This is a genomic window from Dryocola clanedunensis subsp. sulfonylureivorans, assembly GCF_016756775.1.
Taxonomy (GTDB): Bacteria; Pseudomonadota; Gammaproteobacteria; order Enterobacterales; family Enterobacteriaceae; genus Dryocola; species Dryocola clanedunensis.
This window is the reverse complement of the sequence record NZ_JAERMU010000002.1, coordinates 48,463-64,563: the sequence shown is the minus strand read 5'-3', so window position 1 is coordinate 64,563 and position 16,101 is coordinate 48,463. Positions and strand designations below refer to the sequence as shown.

Genomic DNA, 16,101 nt, shown 5'->3' with positions numbered 1-16,101 from the left:
GTTACCAGTATGAAATGCCTGCGCGGGACAGCGTGGTCAGCACGTCGGCGGCACTTTCGCCGTTCGGGAAAGCGCAGTCAGGGGCGATCTCCAGCAGCGGGACCAGCATAAAGGCTCGGTTATGCATATCGTAATGAGGCACGGTCAGACGTGGCGTGGTGATTGTTTCAGTGCCGAACAGCATGATATCGAGATCTAAGGTGCGCGGCCCCCAGCGTTCAGCTTTGCGAACGCGGCCCTGTTCCAGCTCAATGCGCTGGGTATGATCAAGAAGTGCTTCGGCTGAAAGCTCTGTTTCCAGTGCCACTGCGGCATTCAGGTAGTCGGGCTGGTCCTGTGGGCCGAGCGGCGGGGTACGATAATAAGAGGAAGTGGCAACCACCCGGCTGTGCGGAATGGTTGCAATGGCGTCAAGTGCCTGAGCGACCTGCTCAAGCGGTGACGCCTGGTTACTACCGAGGGCGATAAACGCCAGGGTCACGCGGTACCACCACTGCGTGGCGCACGTTTGCGCGGACGACGATGGCGGCGGCGAGCTGCAGGCTCATCGCCAAGGCCGTCAAGCATGTCTTTCTGCATTGGCGGTGCGGCAACCTGGAACTCGCCCCACCATTTGGTCAGACGCAGCAGTTCCTGATTGTTTTCAACTTCGGCACGCAGAGCCAGCAGATCGTACGCGGCGCGGAACTTAGGATGCTCCATCAGCTTCCAGGCACGTTTGCCCTGGCGGCGCGACAGGCGAAGCTGTAGCGTCCAGATATCTCGTACCAGCGTCGTAATCCGTTTAGGAATAGCCAGCGCGCGGCAGGCTTCATCCAGCACTTCGTTCATTGCCAGGGCGAAAGCGTCCATATAGGCAAGACCGCTTTCCTGGGTAAGCTTCTGCGCCATTTCCAGCTGCGGGTACCAGAACATCGCGGAGAAGAGGAACGCCGGGTTGACGCGCATGTCGTTCTGGATGCGGTTATCGGTGTTCTTCAGCACCTGTGTAATCATCAGCTCCATTGGGCTATCGCCCTGCTCGGTAAAGCAGCGGGTGATGCTCGGGAACAGCGGCTGGAACAGCTGGTATTCGCGCAGCAGCTGATAGGTAGGATAGCCGTGGCCGGCCTGCAACAGTTTGAGGGACTCCTCAAACAGACGGGCAGGCGGAACGTCATTGATTAACGTCGCCAGGCGCGGAATAGGTTCGCCGGTTTCCGGGCTGATGGTCATGTTCAGCTTCGCGGCAAAGCGCACAGCGCGGAGCATACGCACCGGGTCTTCGCGGTAGCGCGTTTCAGGATCGCCAATCAGGCGAATCACCCCGTTACGTAAATCTCGCAGGCCGCCGACGTAATCGCGGATGGCAAAATCGGCCACGCTGTAATAGAGACTGTTGATCGTAAAGTCGCGGCGCTGGGCATCTTCTTCAATCGAACCAAAAATGTTATCGCGCAGCAGCATGCCGTTCTGACCCGTTTGCGAGGTCTGGCGATCCGATTTTTGTTCTTCGTGATGACCGCGGAAGGTTGCGACCTCAATGATTTCAGGCCCGAACATGACGTGGGCGAGGCGGAAGCGGCGACCGACCAGACGACAGTTGCGGAACAGTTTACGAACCTGATCCGGCGTGGCGCTGGTGGTGACATCAAAATCTTTCGGTTTTTTGTCCAGCAGAAGGTCGCGCACGCCGCCGCCGACAAGGTAAGCCTCATAGCCCGCTTTATTCAAACGGTAGAGCACCTTAAGGGCGTTTTCACTGATATCTTTGCGGGAGATGGCATGCTGGTCACGCGGAATGACCGTGATTTGCGGGAGATCTTCGTTCTCCTCAGCCACGATATCATCGCGGTTAAGCACCTTGCGGCAAAAATTAGCGACTCGGGTAAAAATGGTCCACCTCGGCAGTGTCAATCATTAGGGACAAAAAAAACAGCGGCTAATCATAGCTCAGTGTGGGGCATTTGAGAATGATGTATTCATAGCTGCGGTATCCGGAACATCGGACAGCGCCCAATTTTTTACCGCTTCGTTTAACAGGCTTTCGGGAGACAAGTCCTGCCAGTGTGCGATAAGCGGTTGGTTTAAGAATGCTAAAGCATGGATAAGTACCGGACGTGGATCGCCCTGCGGCAGCGCTGGCGCATGGTTTTGCTTGGATAATTTATTACCCTGCTCGTTGACGGCCAGCGGTAGATGGACGTACTGCGGCACTCGCCAGCCAAATTGCTGGTACAAAGAAATTTGCCGCACGGTAGGCTCGATTAAATCCGCGCCGCGCACAATCTCCGTCACGCCCTGGAAGTTATCATCCACCACGACCGCAAGATTATAGGCAAACAGCCCATCGCGGCGGTGAATAATAAAGTCTTCCCGCGCAAGCTGTTCATCCGCGACTAATCTGCCGCGAAGTTTGTCCTCGAAGCTTAATACGGGATGCTGCTGCACCAGGCGCATGGCAGCATTTTCGGAGCCATGGTTAAGCGTCCGGCAGTGGCCGTCGTAAAACCCGCCGATTTGCTGGATGCGGCTGCGCGGGCAGGTACAGTAATAGCTGAGATGTTGGTCGCGTAGCCAGTCCAGCGCTTCGCAATAAGCCTGACGGCGCTGCGATTGCCACAGGACGTCGCCATCCCACTGCAAACCATAATGCTCAAGCTGGCGAAGGATGGTGTCGGCGGCACCGGGCACTTCTCTTGGTGGGTCGATGTCTTCGATACGAACCAGCCACTGGCCGTGACAGGCTCTGGCCTGCAAAAAGCTGCCCAGGGCTGCAATCAGCGAGCCGAAATGGAGTTCACCTGACGGTGAGGGGGCGAATCGCCCAATGTACTGAGGAGCTGTCATGAGTCTACAAATAAGTAAGGCGGGAGAGACTCCCGCCTTTGAAAGTGGTGAAACCGCGAGCTGTTAGCCAGCCATCTGTTTTTCGCGAATTTCTGCCAACGTTTTGCAGTCGATACACAAATCAGCTGTCGGACGAGCTTCAAGACGGCGAATACCGATCTCAACGCCGCAGGATTCGCAGTAGCCGAAGTCTTCGTCTTCTACTTTCTTGAGCGTTTTCTCGATCTTCTTGATCAGTTTACGTTCGCGATCGCGGTTGCGCAGTTCAAGGCTAAACTCCTCTTCCTGAGTTGCCCGGTCAGCCGGATCAGGGAAGTTAGCAGCTTCTTCCTGCATATGCGAAACAGTACGATCAACTTCATCCATAAGCTGGTTACGCCAGGCTTCAAGAATACGTCTGAAGTGCGACAGCTGGGCTTCGTTCATGTATTCTTCGCCCGCTTTCTCCTGGTAAGGCTCCACCCCAGCGATGGCGAGGATACTCAGGGACGATGTTTTACGCTTTTGCCCTTCTTGCATGTTGCTTCTCCTTAACACGCACTATCGGTCCCCTGTTGGGGGAAAATCAGGTCGCTATAAATAGCAGATGCTTTTCAGGTTGGCAATTATATAAATTTCGCTATTGACAACCTTGTGAAGAAAAGCTTATTTACGCGAGCGACCGGCACACAAAACATACAAAAACGTTAACTGCTTTTTATAAATGAAATGTTATAAACAGACAGGTAACGGCGAGGTTAGAGCCAGCCCAACGGCGGAAAGTTCTGCCCGTAAGGCAAGTATTTCTACCCCGCATTCCTGCGCCTCGCACAATAATTGCGCATATTTTGCGTCGATGTGGCGTGCCGGAGAGACCCGAGTGATGGCGGAATGTAATACCGCAAATAGCAGCACTGCGCGCTCTCCATGCCTGACCACGCTCATCAATTCTCGCAAATGCTTCTGCCCACGAAGGCTGACGGCATCTGGAAAAAAGCCACTTCCTTGTTCGGATAACGTGACGGATTTCACTTCAATATAGCAGTTAACTTTATTATCTGCCTGAAGCATAAAATCGATCCGGCTGCGCTCGGCCCCGTACTTTACTTCGCTAAGGATTTTTGTGTAACCGCTTAATTCCGAAAAGCGATTCTCTGTCAGAACTTCCTTAACGATGTTGTTTGCCTGCAGGGTGTTGACGCAAATAAAGTCGCCATTTTGCGTCTGGGTCATTTCCCACGTGTGGGCGTATTTGCGCTTTGGATTGCTCGATGTGGAATACCAGACGGTGTCCCCGGGGGTTGCGCAGCCGGTCATCGCTCCCGTATTCGGGCAGTGTAGCGTCAGCAGCTCTCCCTGCGGCGTCACGACATCGGCAAGAAAGCGCTTGTAGCGTTTAATTAAGGTGGCGGACTGTAGCGCCGGGGAAAACTCCATTTACTCTTCCTTATTACGTAATGGCCAGCGCGCCAGCGGCTGGTAACGGGTGCGGCCCTGGGCAAAAACAGATTCATAAAGCACAAACTCTTCAACCTTAAACTGCCAGCGGAAGTTGGGCTGCGGAATGGCGACGGGCTGGGTCACATGACGATAAAGCGTCACATGCGGGTGGTAGGGCTGCGGGCTTTGATAGCAGCCGTTTCGCGCCGCCTGGGCGCGCAGCATATTGGCGAGCTGGATCAGGCCAAGGGAAGCATGGCGAGGGCCGAGCCAGACGACCCTTGAGCGTACCCACAAGCCCGCATCATCGAGCGTCAGGGTAAAGCCTGACTGCTGAATGCGTCCGGCAAGGCGACCAAGGGCAAGCTGTTTCTCGGCGCTAACGTCACCTAAAAAAGCGAGCGTCAGGTGCAGATTCGCTGCCGCAACGGGGCGACCCGCATCGGCCGGAAAATTTTCAGCGCGCCAGTTGACGATCTGCTGCTGCACCTCGCCGGGCATGTCGAGGGCGAAGAACAGGCGGCGAGTGTCGGCCATGGTGGTCTCTCGGTTAAGTGTGTACGGAATGCTACAATGCGCAAACGCGTATGTTAACCCTTTGGAGCTGTTTGTGTCGTCATTACCCGTCGCCGCGGTCTTACCCGATGTCCTCAACGCGCTGCAAACCGCGCCGCAGGTGCTGCTCAATGCCCCTACTGGCGCAGGTAAATCCACCTGGCTCCCGCTGCAAATCCTTAAAGACGCTGGGCTGAATGGCAAAATCCTGCTGCTTGAACCGCGCCGCCTTGCTGCCCGTAATGTCGCGCAGCGTCTGGCAGAACTGCTCGGTGAGAAAGCGGGGGAAACGGTGGGCTACCGGATGCGGGCTGAAACCTGTGTCGGGCCGCATACCCGGCTGGAGGTGGTGACCGAAGGGATCTTAACCCGCATGATCCAGCGCGATCCTGAACTCGAAGGCGTTGCGCTGGTCATTCTGGATGAGTTTCATGAGCGCAGCCTGCAGGCGGATCTGGCGCTGGCGCTGCTGCTGGACGTCCAGCAGGGGCTGCGCGAAGATCTAAAACTGTTGATCATGTCGGCTACGCTGGATAATCAGCGGCTGCAAAAATGCCTGCCGGAGGCGCCCGTTATCAGCTCCGAGGGGCGCGCTTATCCTGTTGACCGCCGCTACAGCCCGTTGCCTGCTCATCAACGTTTTGACGAAGCCGTTGCTCTCGCGGTGGCGAATTTGCTCCGCGAAGAGTCGGGTTCGCTGCTGCTTTTCCTGCCGGGCGTGGGGGAAATTCAGCGGGTGCAGGAGCAGCTTCGGGAACGCGTTGCCAGTGACGTTCAACTTTGTCCTTTATATGGAGCGCTGCCGTTAAGTGAACAACGTAAAGCCATTCTCCCGCCGGCCGGCGGCACCCGCAAAGTTGTGCTGGCAACGAACATCGCAGAGACGAGCCTGACTATCGAAGGCATCCGGTTAGTGGTGGACAGCACCCAGGAGCGCGTTGCGCGATTTGATGTCCGCAGCGGGCTGACTCGCCTTGTTACCCAACGCATCAGCCAGGCCTCAATGATTCAGCGTGCGGGACGTGCAGGGCGTCTGGAGCCGGGTATCTGTTTGCATCTCACCAGCGCGGAACAGGCTGAACGCGCGGCCAGGCAAAGCGAGCCGGAAATCCTGCAAAGCGATCTTTCCGGCCTGCTGCTTGAGCTTTTACAGTGGGGCTGCCAGCAACCGGAGCAGCTCACCTGGCTGGATCTGCCGCCTGCGGCTAATCTGCATGCGGCACGGGAACTTTTGCGGCAGCTGAGTGCGCTGGATGAGCAAAACCGCCTGACGCCAACGGGCCAGAAAATGGCGCAGCTTGGCAACGATCCTCGTTTTGCGGCCATGTTAGTCGCGGCCAGAACGCCGGACGAACAGGCTACGGCAGCACGCCTGGTTGCGATTCTCGAAGAGCCACCGCGCGGTCAGGATAATGATTTACGCAGCGCATTCAGCCGCCGTCAGGATAACTGGCAGCAGCGCAGCAGCCAGCTGCTGAAACGACTGAACAGCCGCGGCGGGCAGCCAGATATCGCTTTGGCAGGCCCGCTCCTGGCCCACGCCTTCGCCGATCGTATCGCTCGCAGGCGGGGCCAGGAAGGGCGCTACCAGCTGGCGAACGGCATGGGCGCAATGTTAAACCAGGACGATGCGCTCACTTGCTACGAATGGCTTCTGGCGCCGCTGCTTTTGCAGGGAAGCCAGACGCCGGATGCGCGCATGCTCCAGGCTTTGCCGCTGGATATCGACGAGCTGATCGCCCGTGTGCCTGCTGTGCTCGGACAGAGTGATTCCATCGAGTGGGATGAGGCACAGGGCACGCTGAAGGCGTTTCGCCGCCAGCAGATTGGCCAGCTGGTCGTGAAAGTCCAGCCGCTGGCAAAGCCCACTGAAGATGAACTGCATCGGGCCATGCTCAACGGTATTCGCGAGCGCGGGCTGGGCGTGCTTACCTGGTCTGCGCAGTCGCAGCAGCTGCGAATTCGTCTGGCCTGTGCGGCTAAATGGCTGCCTGAGCAAGAATGGTCTGAAATGAGTGACGAGGCGCTGCTACGTGATTTAGAGGGGTGGCTGCTACCGGAAATGAACGGCGTCCACTCGCTGCGCGCCCTGAAAAATATCGATCTGACCAGGGCGCTACAAAACTGGCTCGGGTGGTCACAGCGTCAACGTCTGGATACTGTGCTGCCAACTCATTACACTGTGCCGACCGGAAGCCAGATTGCCATTCGTTACGATGAAGATAATCCGCCCGCGCTGGCGGTACGAATGCAGGAAATGTTTGGCGAAGCGCAAACCCCCGTGATAGCTGAGGGGCGAGTGCCGTTGGTGCTTGAGCTGCTCTCTCCCGCGCAGCGTCCGCTGCAGGTCACGCGTGATTTGACCGCGTTCTGGAACGGCGCGTACCGGGAGGTGCAAAAAGAGATGAAAGGGCGCTATCCAAAGCATGTATGGCCGGATTCTCCGGGCGATGCGATGCCGACAAGGCGTACCAAAAAGTACCAGTGACTTTGAGAGATTTCTTCTTCCGCAAGTCGTGGAAGAAAGGAGAATCAGGCCGTGCGCCTTATATATGGTGGAGAAAGCAATGGCGGGGAATGACCGCGAACCTATCGGACGCAAAGGAAAACCTTCTCGTCCCGCGAAAGAAAAAGTGAGCCGTCGTCGACTCAGGGAAGATGAGTATGATGAGGACTACGACGATGATTATGAAGACGAGGAAGCTATGCCACCACGTAAAGGAAAGGGAGGCGGTAAAGGCCGTCCGCCACGGAAGAAGCATCGTTGGCTATGGTTCTTACTGAAACTGTTTGTCGTCTTTGTGGTGCTGTTTGTGATCTACGGGGTCTATCTCGACCAGAAGATCCGCACCCGCATCGATGGCAAAGTCTGGCAGCTCCCGGCGGCGGTATATGGCCGCATGGTGAACCTTGAGCCGGACATGCCGTACAGCAAGAAAGAGATGGTTAATCTGCTGGAGGCCACGCAGTACCGCCAGGTCACGCGTATGACGCGCCCGGGCGAGTTTACCGTGCAGGCCAACAGTATCGAAATGATCCGCCGACCGTTTGATTTCCCGGACAGTAAAGAAGGGCAGATCCGCGCGCGTCTGGTGTTTGACGGCGATCGTCTTGAGAAGATCCAGAACATGGATAACAACCGTAGCTTCGGTTTCTTCCGCCTGGATCCGCGCCTGATTACTATGCTCTCTTCGCCAAACGGCGAGCAGCGTCTGTTCGTGCCGCGCACGGGCTTCCCGGATTTGCTGGTCGATACGCTGATTGCAACGGAAGACCGTCACTTCTACGAGCACGATGGGATCAGCCTTTACTCTATCGGCCGCGCCATGCTGGCGAACCTGACGGCAGGCCGCACGGTACAGGGGGCGAGTACCCTGACGCAGCAGCTGGTGAAGAACCTGTTCCTCTCCAGCAAAAGAACCTACTGGCGCAAAGCGAACGAAGCGTACATGGCGCTGATCATGGATGCCCGCTACGGCAAGGATCGCATTCTTGAGCTGTATCTGAACGAAGTTTACCTCGGTCAGAGCGGCGATAACGAAATCCGCGGCTTCCCGCTGGCGAGCCTGTACTACTTTGGCCGTCCGGTAGAAGAGCTGAGCCTTGACCAGCAGGCGCTGCTGGTCGGCATGGTGAAAGGGGCATCGATCTACAACCCGTGGCGTAACCCGAAGCTGGCGCTTGAGCGTCGTAACCTGGTGCTGCGCCTGCTGCAAGAGCAGAAGGTTATCGATCAGGAGCTGTACGACATGCTCAGCGCTCGTCCTCTGGGCGTGCAGCCGCGCGGCGGGGTGATTTCACCGCAGCCTGCGTTTATGCAGATGGTGCGTAACGAGCTGCAGGCGAAGCTGGGCGATAAAGTGAAAGATCTCTCCGGCGTGAAGATCTTCACCACCTTCGATTCGGTCTCTCAGGATGCGGCGGAAAAAGCGGTGAGCGAAGGCGTACCGGTTCTGCGTGCCTCCCGTAAGCTGAAGGATCTGGAAGCGGCGATGGTTATCGTTGACCGCTATACCGGCGAAGTGCGTGCGATGGTCGGCGGGGCGGAAACGCAGTTCGCGGGCTTTAACCGCGCGATGCAGGCTCGTCGTTCTATCGGCTCGCTGGCGAAACCGGCGACCTATCTGACGGCGTTAAGCAACCCGGATACCTATCGTCTGAATACCTGGATTGCGGATGCGCCAATCTCCCTGCGCCAGCCAAACGGCCAGGTCTGGTCACCGCAGAATGACGATAAGCGCTTCAGCGGCCAGGTCATGCTGGTGGATGCCTTAGCCCGCTCGATGAACGTCCCAACGGTTAACCTGGGCCTGGCGATTGGCCTGCCAGCCATTACGGAAACCTGGACGAAACTCGGCGTGCCAAGAGACCAGCTGAACCCTGTCCCGGCAATGATCCTGGGGGCGCTGAACCTGACGCCCATTCAGGTTGCCCAGGCGTTCCAGACCATCGCCAGCGGCGGTAATCGTGCAACGCTTTCTGCACTGCGTTCTGTTATTGCCGAAGATGGCACGGTGCTCTATCAGAGCTTCCCGCAGGCGGAACAGGCCGTTCCTCCTCAGGCAGCGTATATGACGCTCTACACCATGCAGCAGGTAATGGCTCGTGGTACCGGGCGCGCGCTGGGCAGCAAGTATCCTAACCTGCATCTGGCCGGTAAAACGGGGACCACCAACAACAACGTGGATACCTGGTTTGCGGGCGTTGATGGTAAAGAAGTGACCATCACCTGGGTAGGACGCGACAACAACCAGCCAACGAAACTGTATGGCGCAAGCGGTGCAATGGCGCTTTACCAGCGCTATCTGGCAGCGCAAACGCCGATTCCGCTGACGTTAACGCCGCCGGAAGATATCGTCAGCATGGGTGTTGATGACGGGGGTAACTTCCAGTGCAGCGGCGGTCAGACCCGAATGCTGCCGGTCTGGACGACCAACCCGGACGCGCTTTGCCAGCAGAGTCTGCAAATGCAGCAGCAACAGCTGCAACAGCAGCAGATGAACAACCCGTTCGGGCAATCTTCTGGGCAGCCACAGCAGCAACAGCAACAGCAGCCTCAAAAGAAAGAAGAGAGTGACGGCGTTGCCGGCTGGATTAAGGACATGTTCGGCAGTAAATAACGCAGTCTGAAGTGACCTCAAAGCCCCTGCGATTCGCGGGGGCTTTTCTGTTTGTTATCCCCGCATAATTTCTCTGGTTAATAATTATTCCCTCAGTTACACAAGGGGTGTGATCCGCTTGCTATGGGCTTTCCGTTTCGTCTATTATTCTGCGGGCATAATAATAATTATCGTTTAGGTTATCATTCTTCACTTCATCAGAGATTATACAATGGCGCGTTCAATCAGCGGACAACCAGTTAATACCTCAATTTGTAAACTCGCACTGTTTGTCGCGGCTAGCCTGGGCGGCGTCAGCGTATCCAGCTTTGCGGCGGACGAGACGGCCAAAAAAGAAGACACCATCACGGTAATCGCTGCACCTGTCGCGCAGGAAGATCCGCTGGGTCCGGCTGCGACCGTGGCCGCTAAGCGCACCGTGACCGCCACCAAAACCGACACGCCAATTGAAAAGACGCCGCAGTCTATTTCTGTTGTGACGCGTGAAGAGATGGAAACCAAACAGCCACAGACGGTTAAAGACGCGTTGAGCTATACGCCAGGCGTGTTCTCTACTCGCGGTAGCTCCTCTGCCTACGACGTCGTCTCTATTCGTGGCTTTACGACCTCTTCGACTGTGAACACCAACCAGTATCTGGATGGGATGAAATTACAGGGCGATAACTATTCCGAAGCCTCCATGGATCCGTACTTCCTGGAGCGCGTCGAGCTGCTGCGCGGCCCCGTCTCTGTCCTTTATGGCAAGAGCAACCCTGGTGGCGTGGTCAGTATGGTCAGCAAGCGTCCTACGCTCGAACCGCTGAAAGAAATTCAGTTCAAAATGGGGACCGATAACCTGTGGCAGACGGGCTTTGATTTCAGCGATGCGCTGGATGACGACGGCGTCTACTCCTTCCGCCTGACCGGCCTTGCCCGCAGCGAGAACGAACAGCAGGATGGGGTGAAGTCCAACCGTTACGCTATCGCACCTTCTTTCAGCTGGCGTCCTGATGACAAAACGGATTTCACCTTCCTGAGCAACTTCCAGAGCGACCCGCATGCGGGTTACTACGGCTGGCTGCCGCGTGAAGGCACCGTGACGCACTATCAGGATGCAAACGGTAACAGCCACAAGTTGCCAACCGACTTCAACGAAGGCGAAGAAGATAACAAGCTGGCGCGCCGTCAGCAGATGGTGGGTTACAGCTTCGCCCACGAGTTTAACGACACCTGGACCGTACGCCAGAACCTGCGCTATACGCAGATTCATACGCTTTATGATTCCGTCTACGGCAACGGCTACATCGCGCCGGGCCAAATCAGCCGCGCTTATGTTCGCTCTGATGAAGACCTGAATAACTTCACGGTAGACACCCAGGCGCAGGCTAAGTTTGCCACTGGTGCGGTGGATCACACCCTGCTGACCGGCGTTGATTACATGCGTATGCGTAACGACATTGATGCGGATTACGGCACGGCCAGCCCGATTGATATGCAAAACCCGCAGTACGGGAACGCGAACGTTGCCATTACCTTCCCGTATGAAGTCCTCAACCGCCAGGAACAAACCGGTCTGTATGTTCAGGACCAGGCGGAGTGGAACAAATTCGTTCTGACGCTGGGCGGCCGTTATGACTTCGCGAAAACCTCAACGTTAACGCGCGCCAGCAATACCACCGCTGAAATCAACGACGAGCAGTTCACCTGGCGCGGCGGCCTGAACTACGTGTTCGACAACGGCATCGCGCCGTACATCAGCTACAGCGAATCTTTCGAGCCGGTGTCAGGCGCGACTAAACAGGGCCAGCCGTTTGATCCTTCAATGGGCAAACAGTACGAAGCAGGCGTGAAATATGTACCGAAAGACTTGCCTGTCGTGGTTACCGCAGCGGTGTACCAGCTGACGAAAGATAACAACCTGATGGCCGATCCAAGCGATAACGCTTTCAGCGTGCAGGGCGGTAAAATTCGTTCCCGTGGCTTCGAGCTGGAAGCGAAGGCGGCCGTTAACGCGAATATCAACGTGACCGCGGCATACAGCTTCACCGATGCTAAATACACCGACGATACCCTGTACGAAGGCAAACGACCTGCGGAAGTGCCGCGCAATATGGCCTCCCTGTGGGCTGACTATACCTTCCACGAAACGGCGCTTAGCGGCCTGACCTTCGGCGCCGGTGCTCGTTACGTCGGCTCAACCTCCAGCTTCTATACCACTGGCCCGCAAACCAACGAAGCCTTTAACGTAGGGAGCTATACCGTAGCGGATGCCATGGTCAAATACGATCTGGCACGCGTCGGTCTGCCAGGCTCGTCAGTTGGCGTTAACGTCAACAACCTGTTCGATCGTGAGTACGTCTCAAGCTGCTACCGCGATTACGCCTGCTACTGGGGCGCAGAGCGTCAGGTGGTTGCGACCGCAACATTCCGCTTCTAAATTGCACTCAGGATGCGGCGGTTCGCCGCATCCATCAACAAGTTGGGTTCCTATGCAGGACAAACACCCCCATCCCGATACGACGTTTAGCCTGACTGACGTGACTTTTCGTGTACCAGGCCGCACGCTGCTTCACCCGCTCACCTTTACCTTCCCGGAAGGAAAAGTGACGGGGCTGATTGGCCATAACGGTTCCGGTAAATCCACGCTGCTGAAAATGCTCGGGCGACACCAGAATCCGTCGGAAGGCGAGATCCGTCTGAATGCCCAGCCGCTGGACAGCTGGAGCAGCAAGGCGTTTGCTCGTCAGGTGGCCTACCTGCCGCAGCAGCTTCCTGCCGCAGAAGGCATGACGGTGCGCGAGCTGGTGGCGATTGGGCGTTATCCCTGGCACGGGGCGCTGGGCCGTTTCGGTTCTGCGGATCGTGAGCTTGTTGAAGAGGCCATTGCATTAGTGGGGCTAAAACCGTTTGCCCACCGCCTGGTGGACAGCCTGTCGGGCGGTGAGCGTCAGCGCGCATGGATTGCGATGCTGGTCGCCCAGGACAGCCGCTGCCTGCTGCTGGATGAACCGACCTCCGCGTTGGACATCGCCCATCAGGTTGATGTGCTGGCGCTGATTCATCGTCTTAGCCAGGAGCGCGGGCTGACGGTGATTGCCGTCCTGCACGATATCAACATGGCTGCCCGCTACTGCGACCATCTGGTGGCGCTGCGCGGTGGCGAAATGATTGCCCAGGGAAATCCGGCGCAGATAATGCAAAGCGAAACGCTGGAGCAAATCTACGGCATCCCGATGGGGATCCTGCCGCACCCGGCAGGGGCTGCACCGGTGAGCTTCGTTTACTGATGCCTGAACTTCTCAATCCCCCTGTCAGCCGTCGTCAGCTGCTGACTGCGCTGGCGCTTTCGCCGCTCCTGCTGAAGGCTGGTTTTGCCCAGGCGGCCCCGGTTGATGCCAGCCGCGTTGTTGCTCTCGAATGGTTGCCCACTGAACTCCTGCTGGCGCTAGGCGTCACGCCGATGGCGATAGCGGACAAGCTCAACTACCACGCCTGGGTTGGCGAGCCGAAATTGCCCGAGGGGGTCATTGATGTCGGGCTGCGTACGGAACCGAATCTCGAGCTGCTTACCCAGCTGAAACCTTCACTCATCATCTATTCCGCAGGCTACGGTCCGTCGCCCGATAAAATGGCCCGCATCGCGCCGGGAATGGGGTTTAACTTCAATGACGGAACGGGCAAGCCCCTGAGCGTGGCCCGCAAATCGCTGACTGAGCTCGGTGTGAAGCTGGGCAGGCCGCAGGCCGCAGCTGAACATCTGGCGAAGTTCGACCGTTTTATTGCCGATATGAAGCCGCGCTTTGCCGCACGGGGCGATACGCCGGTACTGCTGATGACGCTGCTCGACCCTCGACATGCGCTGGTGGTCGGCGAAAACAGCCTGTTCCAGGAAGTGATGGATCTGCTGGAGGTGAAAAACGCCTGGCACGGAGAAACCAATTTCTGGGGCACGGCGGTGGTCGGCATTGAGCGGCTTGCCGCCGTCAAAGATGCGGATGTCATCTGCTTCGATCACAACAACGATGCCGAAATGGCAAAAGTGATGGCGACGCAACTGTGGCAGGCGATGCCGTTCGTGCGACAGGATCGCTTCCAGCGGGTCCCTGCCGTATGGCTCTATGGCGCGACGATCTCCGCCATGAACTTCACGACAATGCTGGCAAAAGCCGTAGGGAGCGCAGCATGAGACGTCATCATGTTCTGTTTCCTTCCGCGCTGCTGGCTTTGCTTTTTGTCGCCGCCTTCTGGCTGACGCTGCATAACCTGGATACCCAGCTGCCTTCGACACAGTGGTCAAAAGCCTGGTGGCAGCCGAATATCGACGATATCAACCAGATGCTATTCCACTACAGTTCTCTGCCTCGTCTGGCGATTTCGCTGCTGGTAGGAGCCGGACTGGGGCTGGTGGGCGTATTGTTCCAGCAGGTGTTGCGTAACCCTCTTGCCGAACCGACGACCCTGGGCGTGGCGAGCGGGGCGCAGCTCGGTGTTACCGTAGCAACCCTCTGGGCTTTGCCGGGCGGATTCGAAACGCAGCAATTTGCGGCGCTGATTGGCGCAGGCGTCGTGGGTCTGCTGGTCTTTGGCGTGGCGTGGGGCAAACGTCTCTCTCCGGTCACGCTGATCCTCGCAGGGCTGGTGGTCAGCCTTTACTGCGGCGCGGTGAACCAGCTGCTGGCCATCTTCCACCACGATCAGCTGCAAAATATGTTCCTGTGGAGCACCGGGGCGCTGAACCAGACGGACTGGAGCATCGTTAACGGTCTGTGGCCGCGCCTGGTGGGCGGAATGCTGCTGACGCTCCTGCTGCTGCGTCCGCTTACGCTGATGGGGCTGGATGACGGCGTTGCCCGTAATCTGGGCCTGGCGCTCTCCCTGGTACGGCTTGCTACCTTAATTCTCGCCATCGCCCTGAGCGCGCTGCTAGTTAACGCTGTGGGCATCATTGGTTTTATCGGCCTGTTTGCACCTCTGCTGGCGAAGATGCTCGGCGCAAGGCGTCTGGTGGCCCGGCTTTTCCTGGCCCCGCTGATTGGCGCGCTGATCCTCTGGCTTTCGGATCAGGCTGTTATCTGGCTGACCGGCGCGTGGCGTGAAATCTCTACCGGCACGGTTACCGCCCTGATTGGCGCTCCACTGTTGCTGTGGCTGCTGCCGCGCCTGCGTACCGTCGGCACGCCTGCTTTGAATGCGGGGGATAACGTCCCGGCTGAACGCCAGCATGTTGGCTGGTGGGTTCTGGTTGCGGGCGGCCTGCTGGCGCTGGTTATCGTCACCGCACTGACCCTGGGGCGTGATGCCCACGGCTGGAACTGGGTGAACGGCGAAATGTTCCACGACCTGCTGCCGTGGCGCTGGCCGCGTATGCTGGCGGCGCTGACCGCCGGGATGATGCTGGCGGTAGCGGGCTGCGTAATACAGCGCCTGACGGGGAACGCGATGGCCAGCCCCGAAGTGCTGGGGATAAGCTCCGGCGCGGCGTTTGGCGTGGTCGTGATGCTGTTTATCGTACCGGGCAATGCGTTCGGCTGGCTGTTCCCGGCGGGTAGCCTGGGCGCGGCAATTACCCTGCTGGTGATTATGATTGCGGCGGGAAGAGGGGGCTTTTCACCGCAGCGTATGCTGCTGGCGGGGATGGCGCTCAGCACCGCGTTTACCATGCTGCTGATGCTGCTGATGGCAAGCGGCGACCCGCGCATGGCGGGGATCCTCACCTGGATTTCAGGTTCGACCTATAATGTCACGGGCGATCAGGCAGTGAAGACGCTGATCCTGATGGCCGTGCTGCTTGCGCTTACGCCGCTGTGCCGCCGCTGGCTGATGATTCTGCCGCTGGGTGGAGCAACCGCGCGTGCGGTGGGAATGGCGCTAACCCCGTCACGTTTCGTCCTGCTGCTGTTGGCGGCGACGCTGACCGCTGCCGCGACGCTGACCGTTGGGCCGTTGAGTTTTGTTGGCCTGATGGCTCCGCACATCGCCAGAATGCTGGGCTTCAGACGCGCAATGCCGCAGCTGATGTTGGCGGCGTTGATTGGAGGCATGCTGATGGTGGCGGCGGACTGGTGCGGAAGGATGGTGCTGTTCCCGGATCAAATCCCTGCCGGGCTGCTGGCGACCTTTATCGGCGCGCCTTACTTTGTTTACCTGCTGCGTAAGCAGAGCCGCTGATTCGGTGGATGACGCTTCGCTTATCCCCCCT

Annotated in this window: 12 protein-coding genes; 6 read left to right on the top strand and 6 right to left on the bottom strand. The window is 57.9% G+C overall.

Annotated elements, in window-relative coordinates; translation table 11 throughout:
* Nucleotide 1 precedes the first annotated feature (1 nt).
* The 6 genes from folK to thpR form a co-directional block, all read right to left on the bottom strand.
* Nucleotides 2-481 carry a 2-amino-4-hydroxy-6-hydroxymethyldihydropteridine diphosphokinase gene (folK, locus tag HYQ67_RS02150; protein WP_202301138.1) on the bottom strand — a complete coding sequence of 160 codons (480 nt, stop codon included), beginning with the start codon at nucleotides 479-481 and terminating at the stop codon, nucleotides 2-4.
* Nucleotides 478-1,875 (bottom strand): polynucleotide adenylyltransferase PcnB, encoded by a 1,398-nt coding sequence (gene pcnB, locus HYQ67_RS02145; protein WP_271131840.1) that lies wholly within the window; start codon nucleotides 1,873-1,875, stop codon nucleotides 478-480. Before pcnB ends, folK begins: the two co-directional genes overlap by 4 nt.
* Nucleotides 1,876-1,932: 57 nt before the next feature.
* On the bottom strand, nucleotides 1,933-2,829 hold the full coding sequence (gene gluQRS / locus HYQ67_RS02140; protein ID WP_202301136.1) for a tRNA glutamyl-Q(34) synthetase GluQRS: 897 nt from the start codon (nucleotides 2,827-2,829) through the stop codon (nucleotides 1,933-1,935).
* A gap of 63 nt (nucleotides 2,830-2,892) precedes the next feature.
* Nucleotides 2,893-3,348, bottom strand: coding sequence for an RNA polymerase-binding protein DksA (gene dksA, locus HYQ67_RS02135; RefSeq protein WP_202301135.1), 456 nt, complete (start codon nucleotides 3,346-3,348; stop codon nucleotides 2,893-2,895).
* Between the two features lie 192 nt (nucleotides 3,349-3,540).
* Nucleotides 3,541-4,245 carry a DNA/RNA nuclease SfsA gene (sfsA, locus tag HYQ67_RS02130; protein ID WP_202301134.1) on the bottom strand — a complete coding sequence of 235 codons (705 nt, stop codon included), beginning with the start codon at nucleotides 4,243-4,245 and terminating at the stop codon, nucleotides 3,541-3,543.
* Nucleotides 4,246-4,785 carry an RNA 2',3'-cyclic phosphodiesterase gene (gene thpR, locus HYQ67_RS02125; protein WP_202301133.1) on the bottom strand — a complete coding sequence of 180 codons (540 nt, stop codon included), beginning with the start codon at nucleotides 4,783-4,785 and terminating at the stop codon, nucleotides 4,246-4,248.
* Nucleotides 4,786-4,858: 73 nt separating this feature from the next.
* On the opposite strand from thpR, the gene hrpB reads away from it, so the two are divergent.
* The 6 genes from hrpB to fhuB all read left to right on the top strand — a co-directional run bounded on the left by hrpB (nucleotide 4,859) and on the right by fhuB (nucleotide 16,070).
* Complete coding sequence (gene hrpB / locus HYQ67_RS02120; protein WP_202301132.1) at nucleotides 4,859-7,291, top strand: ATP-dependent helicase HrpB; 2,433 nt, start codon at nucleotides 4,859-4,861, stop codon at nucleotides 7,289-7,291.
* A 79-nt stretch (nucleotides 7,292-7,370) separates the two neighbouring features.
* Nucleotides 7,371-9,923, top strand: a complete 2,553-nt coding sequence (gene mrcB, locus HYQ67_RS02115; protein WP_202301131.1) for a bifunctional glycosyl transferase/transpeptidase — start codon at nucleotides 7,371-7,373, stop codon at nucleotides 9,921-9,923.
* 211 nt (nucleotides 9,924-10,134) lie between these two features.
* Entirely contained in the window at nucleotides 10,135-12,339 is a 2,205-nt protein-coding gene (gene fhuA, locus HYQ67_RS02110; protein ID WP_202301130.1) for a ferrichrome porin FhuA, read from the top strand.
* Nucleotides 12,340-12,391: 52 nt separating this feature from the next.
* Nucleotides 12,392-13,189: a Fe3+-hydroxamate ABC transporter ATP-binding protein FhuC gene (gene fhuC, locus HYQ67_RS02105; RefSeq protein ID WP_202301129.1), complete on the top strand. Its 798-nt coding sequence runs from the start codon at nucleotides 12,392-12,394 to the stop codon at nucleotides 13,187-13,189.
* The gene (gene fhuD, locus HYQ67_RS02100) at nucleotides 13,189-14,088 is read left to right on the top strand and encodes a Fe(3+)-hydroxamate ABC transporter substrate-binding protein FhuD (protein WP_202301128.1); all 900 of its coding nucleotides are present in this window, start codon (nucleotides 13,189-13,191) and stop codon (nucleotides 14,086-14,088) included. Before fhuC ends, fhuD begins: the two co-directional genes overlap by 1 nt.
* Nucleotides 14,085-16,070: a Fe(3+)-hydroxamate ABC transporter permease FhuB gene (gene fhuB / locus HYQ67_RS02095; protein ID WP_202301127.1), complete on the top strand. Its 1,986-nt coding sequence runs from the start codon at nucleotides 14,085-14,087 to the stop codon at nucleotides 16,068-16,070. The genes fhuD and fhuB overlap by 4 nt, the downstream gene beginning before the upstream one ends.
* Nucleotides 16,071-16,101: the final 31 nt, after the last annotated feature.

What these genes read in the sequence shown, in the direction of transcription:
- gluQRS (WP_202301136.1), bottom strand. Translation starts at nt 2,829, where the DNA reads ATGACAGCTCCTCAGTACATTGGGCGATTCGCCCCCTCACCGTCAGGT.
- dksA (WP_202301135.1), bottom strand. Translation starts at nt 3,348, where the DNA reads ATGCAAGAAGGGCAAAAGCGTAAAACATCGTCCCTGAGTATCCTCGCC.
- sfsA (WP_202301134.1), bottom strand. Translation starts at nt 4,245, where the DNA reads ATGGAGTTTTCCCCGGCGCTACAGTCCGCCACCTTAATTAAACGCTAC.
- thpR (WP_202301133.1), bottom strand. Translation starts at nt 4,785, where the DNA reads ATGGCCGACACTCGCCGCCTGTTCTTCGCCCTCGACATGCCCGGCGAG.
- mrcB (WP_202301131.1), top strand. Translation starts at nt 7,371, where the DNA reads ATGGCGGGGAATGACCGCGAACCTATCGGACGCAAAGGAAAACCTTCT.
- fhuA (WP_202301130.1), top strand. Translation starts at nt 10,135, where the DNA reads ATGGCGCGTTCAATCAGCGGACAACCAGTTAATACCTCAATTTGTAAA.
- fhuC (WP_202301129.1), top strand. Translation starts at nt 12,392, where the DNA reads ATGCAGGACAAACACCCCCATCCCGATACGACGTTTAGCCTGACTGAC.
- fhuD (WP_202301128.1), top strand. Translation starts at nt 13,189, where the DNA reads ATGCCTGAACTTCTCAATCCCCCTGTCAGCCGTCGTCAGCTGCTGACT.
- fhuB (WP_202301127.1), top strand. Translation starts at nt 14,085, where the DNA reads ATGAGACGTCATCATGTTCTGTTTCCTTCCGCGCTGCTGGCTTTGCTT.